The sequence below is a fragment of the Streptomyces sp. GD-15H genome, assembly GCF_045291515.1.
GTDB lineage: Bacteria > Actinomycetota > Actinomycetes > Streptomycetales > Streptomycetaceae > Streptomyces.
In genome coordinates this window covers 4047838-4061791 of sequence record NZ_CP149447.1, presented here as the reverse complement: position 1 = coordinate 4061791, position 13954 = coordinate 4047838, and the positions used below count along the sequence as shown (strand labels likewise).

Here is a 13954-nt window from a genome sequence, read left to right as displayed (position 1 = left end):
CCTCCACACGGCCGAGGTGGAACGCCCCGCGAGGCCAGGGCCTCCCGCAATGTGTCGATCGCAGTGGTCCGGTCTCTGGCCGCGCAAGACCCCGCACAGGGGGCTGGCCATGGGCGGCGGTGCGGGCGTTCGTCCCAGCGGTGGGTCGTCCATGCCCGGCGGATCAGGCTACGTACGGCGATGACGGTGTCGGCGAGGTCGAAGGAGGCGCCGATGACGGTGGCCCGGCGCTCGGAGCAGCGCGCGAGCCGGTGGAAGGCGTTCTGCCAGGCGTGGGTGCGCTCCACGTGCCAGCGTTGGCTGGCCTGGATCGGCGCCTTCTCACCCTTGTGCGCGATCCGGCCGTGCAGGCCGCGTTCGCTGAGCAGGGTGCGGGTGTCGGAGTCGTAGCCGGCGTCCAGGTGGACGGTGATGTCGGCGGGCAGCGGTCCGAGGTCGTCCAGGCGGTCCAGTGCGGGAGCGAGCAGCGGGGAGTCGTGGCGGTTGGCTCCGGCCAGGACGCGGCCCAGCGGGATGCCGTGACCGTCCGTCATTCCGGAGCGCTTCAGGCCCTGTTTGCCGCGGTCGACCGGGGAACGCCCGGCCACCTCGCCGCCGCCGGGAGCCTTGGTGATCGAGCCGTCGACGGCGATCTGGTCGAGGACGAGGCCGACGATCCGGTCGTAGGACTCCAGCGCGATCTGCTTGAGCCGGGCGAGGACGCCGAGCCGGGTCCACTCGTCGCGGCGACCTCGGACCGTGGTGGCCGAGCAGGTCGTGTCGGCGATCGCCTGGTGGGAGCAGCCGAACCGCAGCAGCTGCAGGAGCTTGTCGAAGACGATCCGGTCGCTGATGCGGGGCGGTGGCAGCCCAGCGGATGGTCCGGGGGGTACTCCGGCCGCTCGGGCAGCAGGACCGCGAATCGGCCCCAGAGTGGTTCGGTCAGCCGTGAGGGCAGCACGGGCACAGGTCTTCCCGGTGATCACAGAGCGTCGCAACTCCATGATCACCAAGACCTGTGCCCGCTTCGCTGTCGGGGTCCACCACCGCGCCTGTCTGCGCGACCTCTTACGCACATACCCCCAAAGGGATCGCGTTCGTGCGATGAGTGGTGCCCCACCGGGTGGTGCAGGGGAGCCCCGCGGTCCCGACACCGCGGGGCCGGAGACGGACGCCTTGCTGAAAAGCGTGAGCAGTCGGCGGGCATGTGTCACGTGAGCGCTCGAACGAGCGGCATCGGGACAGCGGTAGCCAAAGTGCTCACGCCTTCGGGACGGTGTGTCATCCCCGGGGCGTGGGCGAGTGTCCCGGCATCGCACATGTCGAGGCCGCATCCCACCACACGACGAAGGCCCGCACTGTGTGGGCGGCATGCCCTGGCCGCGGGCGTCCGACTCGCTCGAGGATTTCGAGGGGTACTCGCGCCGACCCCCGGCCTGGGCGCTGTACGAGGTCGTGAGTCCGGGACCTGCGAGGCTTCGCCCGCCTCGGTGTATGACGGGCGGCTGACCTCTTCTCAGCAGCGGTGCGGGGCCGGTTCAAGTGGCCGCGAAAATGCAGTCCCCAGCGGCACTGGGCGGTCGATTCAAGGGCGCGAGCCCGCAAAGCCGCAGGGTGGTCAGGTCACCGGCCCACGCCGCGCCGGCCCTGCCCGTCGGGGGCGAGTCCCGCCGGGCAGGGCCGCGGCACGGTCACTTCGTCTCGAGGTCCCGCCGCCGGAAGCCCGCCAGGCCCAGCCACACCAGACCGGCGGCGACAAGGGACAGCAGGAGCAGGGGGAGCCAGTTCATGTCCGCGGCGGGGAGCCGGGGGACATGGCCGAACGGGGAGAGGTTGTTCATCCAGCTCGGGAACTGGAGGATCTGGCCGAGGTAGCCGACCACGAAGGCGTACACCGGCACGACCCAGGCCACCTGACTCGCCCGTGGGAACCAGCCGAAGAGCACCACGGCCACACCGACCGTGACCCACAGGGCGGGCGCGTAGGCGAGGGCCGCCCCCACCAGCTTCGGGAACAGCGAACCGTCACCGGTCGAGGCCGCGCCCGCGATGCCGAAGCCGAGCCCGGCCATCAGCAGCACGAAGGTGCCGCCGCCCATGGCCACGGCCAGGTGGCCGCCGACCCAGCGGGCGCGCGAGAGGCCGGTGGCGAGGAGGGGCTCGGCGCGGCCCGCCGTCTCCTCGGAGCGGGGCCGCAGGGCCGCCATGACGACGTACACCGCCGCCACGACCGTGAGGACGACCATCACCATGGAGGCGAACGACTCGGCGACGCCGGCACCGCCGATGCGGTCCAGGGCCTCCTGGAGCTCGTCGATGCCCTTCAGCATGTCCTCGGCGTCCCCGAGGATCGATCCGTACATCGCGCCCATCAGGAACAGGCCCGAGCTGAAGCCGATCAGCATGCCGCGGTGCAGCCGCAGGGCGAAGCCGAGCGGGGTGCTGAGCGCGTCGGAGGCCGTGGGGCTGCCCAGCCTCTCCGGACGCAGGCCCGCGCCCACGTCCCGCCGGGTGGAGAGCACGAAACCCGCCGCCGCGCACACCACCGCGAACGCCAGGCAGAGCAGCAGCGGCCACCAGCGGTTGTCGACGTACGGGTAGCTGCGCTGCACCCAGCCGATCGGGGACAGCCAGGACAGGGTGCCGTTCTCGCCGCTGTCGCCGGCGGCACGCAGCACGTAGGCGACGCCGATGACCGCGAGCGCCATACCGGACGCGCCGCGCGCGTGCGCGGTGAGCTGGACGGTGACCGCGGCGACGGCGGCGAAGACGAGGCCGACGGCGGCGTGGCCGAAACCGTAGAGCAGCGAGCCTGCCGTGCCGCCGTCCTCGAGCCCCATGCCGGCCAGGCCGAAGGCCAGCAGCAGCGCCAGGGCGAGGTTGGCCAGGACCGCGACGGACAGGGCGGCGGCGAGGTGGGCGTGGCGGCCGACGACGGTCGAGCGCACCAGCTCGGCGCGGCCGGTCTCCTCCTCGGCGCGGGTGTGCCGGGTGATGATCAGTACGCTCATGAGGCCGACGAGGACGGCCATGAAGCCGAGCATCTGGTGGCCCAGCATGGAGCCGAAGTCGTAGTCGTCGAGGTAGTGGCGGGGGCCGGACATGGCGAGGCCGGCCGGGCTGTCCATGCTCCGGACGGCGTTCGCCCGGTCCTCCGGGTCGCTGTACAGGGTCTTGAAGTTGCCCGCCGTGGCGAGCGTGCCGAGGAACAGGGCCAGGACCCACACCGGGAGCCGGATCCGGTCCCGGCGCAGGGCGAAGCGGATCAGCGTCCGGGTCCCGGCCAGCGCGTTGCCGCCCGCGACCGGTCCGGCGGGTGCCGGAGCCTCGGGGGCGGCGGTCGCGGTGGTCATCGCGGGTCTCCGTTCGTACCGTGCCCGTTGGCGGCGAGCTCGCTGCCGTAGTGGCGGAGCATCAGCTCCTCCAGGGTCGGCGGGTGGCTGATGAGGCTGCGGATGCCGAACTCGGTGAGCTTGCGGACCGCTCCGTCGACCTGGCCGCCCTCGACGGCGAAACGGACCCGGCCGGTGGCCCCGTCGAGGGTCTGCAGGTCGTGAACGCCGGGCAGCTCGCCGAGGCCGGCGGCGGGCCGCTCGGTCTCCACCTCGATGGTGGTGCGGGTCAGGTGGCGCAGCTCGCTGAGGGTGCCGGACTGGACGGTGCGGCCCAGCCGGATGATGCTCACGCGGTCGGCGAGCTTCTCCACCTGGGCCAGGATGTGGCTGGAGAGCAGGACGGTCTTGCCCGCTGCCTTGGCCTCGCCGATGACGTCCTGGAAGACGACCTCCATGAGCGGGTCCAGTCCCGCGGTCGGCTCGTCGAGCAGCAGCAGCTCGGCGTCGGAGGCGAGCGCGGCGACGATGGCGACCTTCTGCCGGTTGCCCTTGGAGTAGGCGCGGCCCTTCTTGGTCGGGTCCAGGTCGAAGCGCTCGATGAGCTCGGTGCGACGCTTCCTGTCCAGGCCGCCGCGCAGCCGCGCCAGCAGGTCGATGGCCTCGCCGCCGGTGAGGGTCGGCCACAGCTCCACGTCGCCGGGGACATAGGCGAGGCGGCGATGGAGCTCCACGGCGTCCGCCCACGGATCGAGGCCGAGCACCTGGGTGGTGCCCGAGTCGGCACGCAGCAGACCGAGCAGGACGCGGATGGTGGTGGACTTGCCGGAGCCGTTCGGGCCCAGGAAGCCGTGGACCTCGCCGGATTCGACGTCCAGGTCGAGACCGTCGAGCGCGCGCGTGCGACCGAACGACTTGTGGAGTCCGGACACGGTGATGGCCTTCGTCATGCATCGGAAGGTACGCTTGTTTCACAAATTTGTGAAGATAAGGAAGTGCGTAAATGTTGGGCTGGACCGCCCCGACCTCACTTGAGCAGCGGATGTGTCACGGGCGCGCTGAGCGGGGCGGACAGGACACGTACGGGCCGACGGGAGAGATGAGCGGGTCATGACCAAAGAGACGGGGCGGCCGGAGCGGGACCCCGAGGCGGTCTCCCGGTTCGTCGAGCACTTCGCGGCGCAGCTCGTGGTGGCCGGGCTGCCGCGCATGCCGGCCAGGGTCTTCGCGGCCCTGCTCGCCTCCGACACCGGGGTCCGGACCTCCGCCGAACTGGGGGAGCAGCTCAAAATCTCACCAGCCGCGGTCTCCGGCGCGGTGCGCTATCTGGCGCAGCAGCACATGGTCTCCCGCGAGCGCGAGCCCGGCTCGCGCCGGGAGCGGTACCGGGTCCACGGCGACCAGTGGTACGAGGCCCTGACCAACCGCGAGGCCGTCATCCGGCGCTGGGAGGAAGCCCTGCGCGAGGGCGTCACCAGTCTGGGCCGCGACACCCCGGCGGGCCGCCGGCTGGCGGAGACCCTGGCCTTCTTCGAGTTCGCCGAGAAGGAGATCGAGTCGATGATGGAACGCTGGCGGGCCCACCGAGAGGAGCACTTCGGCCGGGAGTGAGCCCGACGCACGGCCGAGGAGGGCTCGCTCACGTCGGCAGCGTCAGCCCCCAGGCGTCCTTCCGGACCACCCACGTCCGGGTCCGTACGGGGCCCGACACCAGGGCGTCCGCCCGGTAGCGGAAGTGTGCGCCGGACACCGTCACCGTGTGCCCCTCGGCCAGCAGGGGCGACGCCTCCGCGCCGACGGACACCGGCCGCACCTCGACCCGGGCTCTCCCACCGGGGCCGGGGACGACGGAGACCGCCTCCACCGGCTGGCGCAGGTCGACGAGTGTCTCCCCGTCGACCTCCACGCGCAGCCGCGAGGGCCCGCCCTCGGGAGCGGTGGCGATCCGGGACGGCCGGACCGCCACCAGGGTCCGCACCAGGGACTGGTACGTCCGCAGCCACGGAAGCCCCGCCCCGGCCTCCTCCCGAACCCCTGCCGTGCCCGCCGCGTCGGCCGTCCCCGCCGTGCCGGTCGGCGGAATCCGTACGGCGCCGAGCACCACGCCGTCGCTGTCGTCCACCAGCAGGTCCATCCGCCGCTCGGCGCCGTCCAGGACGGCCCGCGCCGCCGCCACCGTCCCCGTGGGCACCCCCAGTGACCGGGCGAGGGACAGCGCGCCGCCGACCGGCACCAGGGACAGCGCGCAGCCGGTCAGCTCGCGCTGCCGGTGCAGCAGCCCCACCGCCCGCATCAGGGCCCGGTCGTCGCCGACCACCACCGGGCGCCGGGAACCCCGCCGGGCCAGCGCGCGGGCGAACTCCTCCGGCCCGTCCGGCAGGCAGACCTTCGTCGTCGCACCCCCACTGAGCACGTCTTTCGCGATGCGCACGGACTCGCCGTCCCTGCGGCGGGCGACCGGATCGATGACCACCAGGAGCTGATCGGACGTCGGGGAAGTCGCCACCTCGGCCATGCCTCGCTTCCTCGGGTAGCATCTTTGTGCAAGAGCCCCTTTGCACTTTTGCGCAGGGGCTTCGTCTATTCCGGGGCACCCGGTCCGACGGTTGGCGGCCAACGGTGGTCGCGGTGCACGCGGCGGAGATCCACCGCGTACGCCCCTGACCCTGGACATGCCCCGCCCGGAAGGGGTGTACGCGCGTGCCCGCACTTGTGCTGCTCGGTGCTCAGTGGGGTGACGAAGGCAAGGGAAAGGCGACGGACCTGCTCGGTGGTTCCGTCGACTACGTGGTGCGCTACCAAGGCGGCAACAACGCCGGCCACACGGTAGTCGTGGGTGATCAGAAGTACGCCCTCCACCTGCTCCCTTCCGGAATCCTGTCCCCCGGCTGCACTCCGGTCATCGGCAACGGCGTCGTCGTCGACCCCTCCGTCCTGCTCTCCGAGCTGAGCGGGCTGAACGAGCGGGGCGTCGACACGTCCAAGCTCCTGCTCAGCGGCAATGCGCACATCATCACGCCGTACAACGTGACCGTCGACAAGGTGACGGAACGCTTCCTCGGCAAGCGCAAGATCGGGACGACGGGTCGCGGCATCGGCCCGACCTACGCCGACAAGATCAACCGCGTCGGCATCCGGGTCCAGGACCTGTACGACGAGTCGATCCTCACCCAGAAGGTCGAGGCGGCGCTCGACGTCAAGAACCAGATGCTCACCAAGCTCTACAACCGGCGCGCGATCGCCGTGGACCAGGTGGTCGGGGAGCTGCTGGGCTACGCGGAGAAGCTGGCGCCCTACGTCGCCGACACCGTCCTGGTCCTCAACGAGGCCCTCGAGCAGAACAAGGTGGTCCTCTTCGAGGGCGGCCAGGGCACCCTGCTCGACATCGACCACGGCACGTACCCCTTCGTCACCTCGTCCAACCCGACCGCGGGCGGCGCCTGCACGGGCGCCGGTGTGGGCCCGACGAGGATCAGCCGGGTCATCGGCATCCTCAAGGCGTACACGACCCGCGTCGGCGCCGGCCCCTTCCCGACCGAGCTGTTCGACGAGGACGGCGAGGCGCTGCGCCGCATCGGCGGCGAGCGGGGCGTCACGACCGGCCGCGACCGCCGCTGCGGTTGGTTCGACGCGGTGATCGCCCGCTACGCGACCCGCGTGAACGGCCTGACCGACTTCTTCCTCACCAAGCTCGACGTCCTCACCGGCTGGGAGCAGATCCCGGTCTGCGTGGCCTACGAGATCGACGGCAAGCGCGTCGAGGAGCTCCCCTACTCCCAGTCGGACTTCCACCACGCGAAGCCGGTCTACGAGATGCTCCCCGGCTGGTCCGAGGACATCACCGGGGCGAAGTCCTTCTCCGACCTCCCGAAGAACGCCCAGGCCTACGTCAAGGCCCTGGAGGAGATGTCCGGCGCCCCGATCTCCGCGATCGGCGTGGGCCCGGGCCGCGACGAGACGATCGAGATCAACTCGTTCCTGTAGGCCGAGCGGTACGTACTCCCCGTCCCGGTGACCGGCGTGGTCACCGGGACGTTTCACGTCCCTGAGCCTGGTGGATTCCCGCGCTTGCCGCACGTCACTAGGCTGCCGCGTCAGCGTTGACCTGGTCTGCTGCCGTCCGGCTTCCTGTGCCGGGCGGCAGTGCGGGACCGTGGGCCGGCCGATTCGGGCCCGGCGACGTCTCAGCTGAAGACGATCATCGACCCCTGCGCCAGGCTCCGGGTCGCCGCCGCGTGCAGGCCCAGCCAGACGTGGCGTTCGCGGGCGAAGGGGCTGGGGTCGTACGGGGCCGGGACGGCGGGTTCCTCCAGCTCGGTCGGTCCCTGCGGGGCTTCCGGCGCCGCCGGGGGATTCGCGGGGTCGATGCCGAGGGCCGGGGCGACGAGTTCCAGTTCCCGCAGCAGTGCGTGGGAGGAGCCCAGCGGACCGCCGCCGGCGAGGAGTTCGTCGCTGGAGAGCGGGGTCGGGAAGTCCACGGGGACGTAGGCCCCGGCGTGGTCGTAGTGCCAGACCAGGTGCGACTGCTGGGCCGTCGCCTCGAACATCTCCAGCAACTGCTCGTAGTCACTGCCCAGTTCGCCCACCGGAGTGACCGGCAGCCCGCATACCTGGAGCAGATACGTGCGCCGCAGGAAGTGCAGCGCGTCGTAGTCGAAACCCGCGACCGGGGCGACCTCGCCGGACAGTCCCGGCATGTACTGGTACACCGGCACCGGCGGCAGCCCGGCCTCGGCGAGCACCTTGTTGTACTGCGCGAGTTCCTCGGCGAACGGATTGTCGGGCGTGTGGCACAACACGTCGACGAGCGGTACCAGCCACAGGTCACAGGCCAAAGAGGGCTCCTCGCACAGAAGGGGTAGGTCAGAGAAGGGTATCGGCGCGGGGCGAGGGCGGCTCCCCTCGTGCAGGTCCCCTACCCATACGAACACAGACGACGCGGGCGCCGCCCCCGGGCTCCGGCTTCCGTCCCGAGTCGATCGGCAGCCGCTCAGTCCGGTGGGAGCTGCTCGACGAGGGTCAGGGAGTGGGCGTTGTACGACTCGATGACCGCGCGCGCGGAATCGGTGTCACGGCGCGACAGGGCATCGACCAGATCGGTGTGTTTGGACCACAGCCGTCCCCGGAGATCGGGCAAGTGCCGCAGATGCTGCACCATGCACACCCAGGTCTGCACGCGGAGCCGGTGCAGAAAGGCGGTGAGGTAGGGGTTGCCGAACAGGGCCCCGAGTTCGCGCCAGAAGCGCAGGTCGTAGCCGATCAGAATGGTGAGGTCCCCGGCGTGGGCCGACCGCTGCGCCTCCTCGCCGCGCCGCCGGACCCCGGCGAGCGTGGCGGCGACCCGGGGCTCCTCGGGCCGGAGCGAGACCAGGCGGCCGTCGGGGTCGGTCAGGGCGTGGAACATCCCGTCGATCACCAGGCCGCGGGCCTCGATCATGCCGCGGAAGTCGTCGACGGAGTACTCGCGCACCCGGAACCCCCGGTGCTGGTCGGCGTCGAGCAGTCCCTGCGCCGACAGATCGACCAGTGCCTCCCGCACGGGGGTCGCGGACACCCCGTACTGGTCGGCGATCTCCTTGACGGTGAACTCCTGTCCCGGCTGGAGCCGCCCGGCCAGCACCTCGTCACGGAGCGCGTCGGCGATCTGCTGCCGCAGCGTGCTGCGGGTCACCGCGCCGTTGCCGCCGGTGCCGGGCATGGTCGGGCGTCTCCCTCATCGCGTTCGAATGGCGTGCACACATCTGTCCACGGTGCCGCCACCCTACGCGTTCACCCTCCCGAGCCTGTTCGAGTGCCCGCCGGGGCCACCGGCCCACGGCACCACGGCGGGCACGGGACCACGGCGGGCACGAGGGCGCCGGGACGCCGGGTCACTCCACGTACTCGTCCGCCACCGACAGGGCCGAGTCCAGTGCCGCCAGACCCTCCTTCAGCTCGGCCTCGTCCGTGTTGCACGGGGGCACGACATGGGTGCGGTTCATGTTCACGAAGGGCCACAGCCCGCCCGCCTTCGCGGCAGCCGCGAACGCGGCCATGGGGGCGTTCGCCTCGCCGGTCGCGTTGTACGGCACCAGCGGCTCCCGGGTCTCCCGGTTCCGCACCAGTTCCAGCGCCCAGAACATGCCGACCCCGCGGACCTCGCCCACGCTGGGGTGCCGTTCCGCGAGCTCGTGCAGCGCGGGGCCGACGACCGACGTGCCGAGCCGTGCCGCGTTCTCGACGATGCCCTCCTCGGCCATGACGTTGATCGTCGCGACGGCCGCGGCGCAGGCCAGCGGATGCCCGGAGTACGTCAGCCCACCCGGGTACGGCCGCTTCCCGAAGGTGTCGGCGATCGCCCCGGAGAGCGCGACGCCGCCGAGCGGCACATACCCGGAGTTCACGCCCTTCGCGAAGGTCATCAGATCCGGCACCACGTCGAACAGGTCCGCCGCGAACCACGTGCCGGTCCGGCCGAACCCGGCCATGACCTCGTCCAGGACGAAGACGATGCCGTACTTGTCGCACAGCTCACGGACCCCGGCGAGGTAACCGGGCGGCGGCGGCATGATCCCCGCCGTTCCCGGAACGGTCTCCAGGATGATCGCCGCGATCGTCGACGGCCCCTCGAAGGCGATCGTCGCCTCCAGGTGCTCGAGCGCCCGCGCGCACTCCTGTTCCTCGGTCTCGGCGTAGAAGCGGGAGCGGTACAGGAAGGGCGCCCAGAAGTGCACGACCCCGGCCGTTCCGCTGTCGGAGGCCCAGCGGCGCGGATCACCGGTGAGGTTCACGGCCTGCTGGGTGCCGCCGTGGTACGAGCGGTACGCGGAGAGCACCTTGGGCCGCCCGGTGTGCAGCCGCGCCATGCGCACGGCGTGCTCGACGGCGTCCGCGCCCCCGTTGGTGAAGAAGATCTTGTCGAGGTCCCCCGGCGTCCGCTCGGCGATCAGCCGCGCCGCCTCCGACCGCGCCTCGATGGCGAACGCGGGCGCGAACGTCGTCATCCGCGCGGCCTGCTCCTGGATCGCGGCGACGACCTCGGGGTGCTGGTAACCGATGTTGGTGTAGACGAGCGCGCTGCTGAAGTCGAGGTAGCGCCGGCCGTCGTAGTCCCAGAAGTACGACCCCTCCGCCCCGGCGACGGCGAGCGGGTCGATGAGCTCCTGCGCGGACCAGGAGTGGAAGACGTGCGCACGGTCGGCGGCCTTCACGGCGGCCCCGACCTCGGGGTTCGGCTGAGGAGTCATGGGGCCGAGGGTAGGCCGTGGCACCGGCCGCACGACATCGGCGGCCTGTCTGCGGATCGCCGCTTTCCGCGACAGGTTGTCGACGGCCGTCGACGGCCGACCCGCTGCTTGTTGACAGCGTGCTGCCTAAATGTCAGCATGCTGTCAATGGGTGAGGCGTCGGATGCCCTCGGCCCCCGTCACACCCACGGCATCCGCGGCATCCACCGGCACCCCCCAGGGAACGTCATGACCCGCAAGCCCGCCCATCTCGCCGTCTACGACACCTACGCCGACTGGGAGACCGGTCACACCACCGCGCACCTCGCGCTCGCCGGGTTCGAGGTCCGTACCGTCGCCCCCACCGGAGCGCCCGTCACCAGCGCCGGCGGGCTGCGGGTGCTGCCCGACCTCGCGCTCGAGGAACTGCGGCCCGAGGACAGCTCGCTCCTCATCCTCACCGGGGCCGACCTGTGGGACGAGGGCGACGCACTCGCCCCCTTCGCCCGCACCGCCCGCGCCTTCCTCGACGCCGGTGTGCCCGTCGCCGCCATCTGCGGTGCCACCGCCGGACTCGCCCGCGAGGGCCTGCTCGACGAGCGGGCGCACACCGCTGCCGCCTCCTTCTACCTGGCCGCGACCGGATACGCCGGCGGCGAGCGGTACGTCGAGGCCGACGCCGTCACCGACGGCGGACTCGTCACCGCCGGACCGACCGAACCCGTCGCCTTCGCCCGCGAGGTCTTCCGCCTGGTCGGCGCCTACGACGAACCGGTGATCGACGCCTGGTACCGCCTCTTCCACGACTCCGACCCCGAGGCGTACGCCGAGCTCGAGAAGGCCCTGGCCCGGTGAGCCGGGAGCAGCAGGACCTGCTCAGCCGCGGCGCGCTCGGTGTCTTCCGGCTGAACGGCCAGTTCCTCGCGGTCGCCGAGGAGCTGGCCCGGCCCGCCGGACTCACCGCCGCCTCGTGGCAGGTGCTCGGCGCGGTCCTCGGCGAACCGCTGCCCGTCTCCGGGGTCGCCCGCGCCATGGGCATCACCCGGCAGAGCGTGCAGCGTACGGCCGACCTGCTGGTGGAGCGCGGACTCGCCGAATACCGGCCCAACCCGGCCCACCGCCGTGCCAAGCTACTCGCCGTCACCGAGCAGGGGCGCGCGGCCGTCGCAGTGATCAACCCCGGTCACGCCGCGTTCGCCGAACGACTGGCGAAGGCGTTCGGCGAAGCGGAGCTCGCACAGGCGGTCCACGCGCTGGAACGCCTGTCCACCGCGCTCGACGAGCTCGGCCCGCCTGTTACGGAACCGTAGACGGCGCCCGACTCCCCCGGCCCCGGCCCGCACTATCCTCGGGCTGTTGCTCACTGTGGGGGGAAGGCGGCGCAACGATGGAAAGGCATGAACCGGGGGACGCGATGGGGGCGCCCGGCGGTCGGCACCCGGGGAGAGTCGGCGCGTACCGGCTGCTCGCGCGGCTCGGGCCGGCGGAATGGGGTACGTCTACCTGGCCCGTTCCGACCGGGGACGCACCGTCGCCGTCAAGCTGGTCCGTGAGGAGCTGGCCCAGCAGGAGGAGTTCCGGGCCCGTTTCCGCCAGGAGGTGCAGGCCGCACGGCAGGTCGGCGGCGCCTGGACCGCTCCGGTGCTGGACGCGGACACCGAGGCCCCGGTGCCGTGGGTCGCCACCGGGTACGTCGCAGGGCCCAGTCTCCAGCAGGTCGTCGGGCAGGACCACGGCGCGCTGCCCGAGCGCTCGGTACGCATTCTCGCCGCTGGTCTCGCGCACGCGCTGAAGGACATCCACGCCGCCGGCATCGTGCACCGCGACCTCAAGCCGTCCAACGTGCTCGTCACCATCGACGGGCCGCGCGTCATCGACTTCGGGATCGCGCGGGCGAGGGAGACCGTGACCGACGGCGGACTCACCCGCACCGGCGCACTCGTCGGCTCGCCCGGGTTCATGGCGCCGGAGCAGGTGCGCGGCGACCGCATCACCTCCGCCTGCGACGTCTTCTGCCTCGGCTCGGTGCTCGCCTACGCGGCCACCGGCGAGCTTCCCTTCGGCACCGCCAACAGCGGGGTGCACGCCCTGATGTTCCGCATCGCCCAGGAGGAACCCGACCTGGGCCGGGTCCCCGAGGGCCTCGCCGGCCTGGTGAAGGACTGCCTGAAGAAGGACCCCGCCCACCGCCCCACGCTCGACCAGATCCTGGAGCGCACCGGCGCCGAGGACACCGTCGTCGACGGCCGCTCCCGCGATCCCTGGCTGCCGAGCGCCCTGGTCGCACAGCTCGGCCGGCACGCCGTGCGGCTGCTGGAAGCGGAGGACCCGGAGGCACCCCCGACCGCCCCACCGGGCAGCGGAAACGCCGGTGGAGCCGTCGGAGCGGGATCGGCAGCGGGAGCGGCAGGGGCCGTCGGAGCCGCCGGGCAACCCGCACCGCCCACGCCGCCCGGATCGGACGGCGCCGCGCCCGCCGCAACCCCCGAACACGCCCCCGCCACCGACGGCTCCGCCCCACCGGAGTCCCCGCCCCATGCATTCGCCCCGCCCGCGCCGGGCGCCCCCGGTGACGGTGCGCCGGTGAACCACCTGCCCACCCTGGTCGCCGGCCAGAACACCACCCCGCCCCCGGGCCCGACCCCGGGCAGCCCGGCGGCCGGGCAGGTCCCCGCCGCGTACGGCCATCCCCAGCCGCACGCCCAACCGCACCCCCGGTCCCCCGGCCACGGCTACCCGTACCACGCCTACGGGGCCGCCGGCTCCACCCCGCCCCACGGCCCACCGCCCTTCGGCCCGACCCCGCCCCCGTACGGTCCGGCGCAGACACCGCGCAGTGACCGTTCCCCGCGCTGCTCGTCGTCATCGCGCTGGTCGTCGCGATCGCCGCCGGCGGCACGGTGTACGCGCTCATGAGCAACGGCGACGGGGGCAACAGCGTCGGCGGCAGTCCCACGGGCACGGCGACCGACGGGAAGGCCTCGAGCGGGCCGGACGGATCAGGCGGTACGGGCGAGTCCGGCGGGACGGATCGGCCCGGCACCTCGCCGGCGGCGGACGGGGTGATCCCGACGGGGTACCTGGGCAGTTGGTCCACGACCATCGACAACGCGAGCGGGCTGCACACCCGCGAGCTGACCATCCAGCAGGGCGAGGTGGGAGACACGGTCATGTCCCTCGTCGCCGACGGGCCCACCGGCAACGGCACCTACCACTGCGTGTTCGAGGGCAGCCTCTCCAGCGCGCCGGGCTCCGGCGACCGGTTGCGGATCGGCCCGTCCACCGTGACGGTCGGTCAGCCGCGCAGCGCCTGCACCCCGGGGTCCGCCACCGAGATCACCCTCCTCCCCGACGGTTCCCTCCAGCGCGTGAACACCAGCAACGGCGACCAGCTCACCTACACCCGGAACTGAGGCATCCGGCCCACTCCGCTCTCAC

Annotated in this window: 10 protein-coding genes and 2 pseudogenes; 5 read left to right on the top strand and 7 right to left on the bottom strand. The window is 72.3% G+C overall.

The genetic code is table 11. The features are described 5' to 3' along the window. Positions 1 to 110: 110 nt before the first annotated feature. The 3 genes and pseudogenes from WJ438_RS18975 to WJ438_RS18965 form a co-directional block, all read right to left on the bottom strand. Positions 111 to 946, bottom strand: a pseudogene (locus tag WJ438_RS18975) (IS5 family transposase); the annotation flags it as partial. 724 nt (positions 947 to 1670) lie between these two features. Continuing rightward, entirely contained in the window at positions 1671 to 3332 is a 1662-nt protein-coding gene (locus WJ438_RS18970; protein ID WP_406726310.1) for an ABC transporter permease, read from the bottom strand. Continuing rightward, positions 3329 to 4261 (bottom strand): ABC transporter ATP-binding protein, encoded by a 933-nt coding sequence (locus WJ438_RS18965; RefSeq protein WP_406726309.1) that lies wholly within the window; start codon positions 4259 to 4261, stop codon positions 3329 to 3331. The genes WJ438_RS18970 and WJ438_RS18965 overlap by 4 nt, the downstream gene beginning before the upstream one ends. A 160-nt stretch (positions 4262 to 4421) precedes the next feature. On the opposite strand from WJ438_RS18965, the gene WJ438_RS18960 reads away from it, so the two are divergent. Further along, positions 4422 to 4922, top strand: a complete 501-nt coding sequence (locus WJ438_RS18960) for a GbsR/MarR family transcriptional regulator (RefSeq protein ID WP_406726308.1) — start codon at positions 4422 to 4424, stop codon at positions 4920 to 4922. Positions 4923 to 4950: 28 nt separating this feature from the next. On the opposite strand, the gene WJ438_RS18955 is transcribed toward WJ438_RS18960, so the two are convergent. Next, the gene (locus WJ438_RS18955) at positions 4951 to 5826 is read right to left on the bottom strand and encodes a diacylglycerol kinase family protein (protein WP_406726307.1); all 876 of its coding nucleotides are present in this window, start codon (positions 5824 to 5826) and stop codon (positions 4951 to 4953) included. Positions 5827 to 6011: 185 nt separating this feature from the next. Here WJ438_RS18955 and WJ438_RS18950 point away from each other — a divergent pair, with 185 nt between their 5' ends. Further along, entirely contained in the window at positions 6012 to 7295 is a 1284-nt protein-coding gene (locus WJ438_RS18950; protein WP_406726306.1) for an adenylosuccinate synthase, read from the top strand. A 200-nt stretch (positions 7296 to 7495) separates the two neighbouring features. Here WJ438_RS18950 and WJ438_RS18945 read toward each other — a convergent pair whose 3' ends face one another. The 3 genes from WJ438_RS18945 to WJ438_RS18935 all read right to left on the bottom strand — a co-directional run bounded on the left by WJ438_RS18945 (position 7496) and on the right by WJ438_RS18935 (position 10537). Further along, entirely contained in the window at positions 7496 to 8146 is a 651-nt protein-coding gene (locus tag WJ438_RS18945; RefSeq protein ID WP_406726305.1) for a hypothetical protein, read from the bottom strand. Between the two features lie 155 nt (positions 8147 to 8301). Next, the gene (locus WJ438_RS18940) at positions 8302 to 9009 is read right to left on the bottom strand and encodes a GntR family transcriptional regulator (RefSeq protein WP_406726304.1); all 708 of its coding nucleotides are present in this window, start codon (positions 9007 to 9009) and stop codon (positions 8302 to 8304) included. A gap of 172 nt (positions 9010 to 9181) precedes the next feature. Further along, the gene (locus WJ438_RS18935) at positions 9182 to 10537 is read right to left on the bottom strand and encodes an aspartate aminotransferase family protein (RefSeq protein ID WP_406726303.1); all 1356 of its coding nucleotides are present in this window, start codon (positions 10535 to 10537) and stop codon (positions 9182 to 9184) included. A gap of 228 nt (positions 10538 to 10765) precedes the next feature. Between WJ438_RS18935 and WJ438_RS18930 the strand changes: the two genes are divergently transcribed. From WJ438_RS18930 to WJ438_RS18920, 3 genes and pseudogenes are all read left to right on the top strand, one after another. Next, positions 10766 to 11371, top strand: a complete 606-nt coding sequence (locus WJ438_RS18930) for a DJ-1/PfpI family protein (RefSeq protein ID WP_406729735.1) — start codon at positions 10766 to 10768, stop codon at positions 11369 to 11371. Continuing rightward, positions 11368 to 11826, top strand: coding sequence for a MarR family winged helix-turn-helix transcriptional regulator (locus WJ438_RS18925; protein WP_406726302.1), 459 nt, complete (start codon positions 11368 to 11370; stop codon positions 11824 to 11826). Before WJ438_RS18930 ends, WJ438_RS18925 begins: the two co-directional genes overlap by 4 nt. A 77-nt stretch (positions 11827 to 11903) precedes the next feature. Continuing rightward, positions 11904 to 13929 (top strand): annotated as a pseudogene (locus WJ438_RS18920) (serine/threonine-protein kinase). The last annotated feature ends 25 nt before the right edge of the window (positions 13930 to 13954 follow it).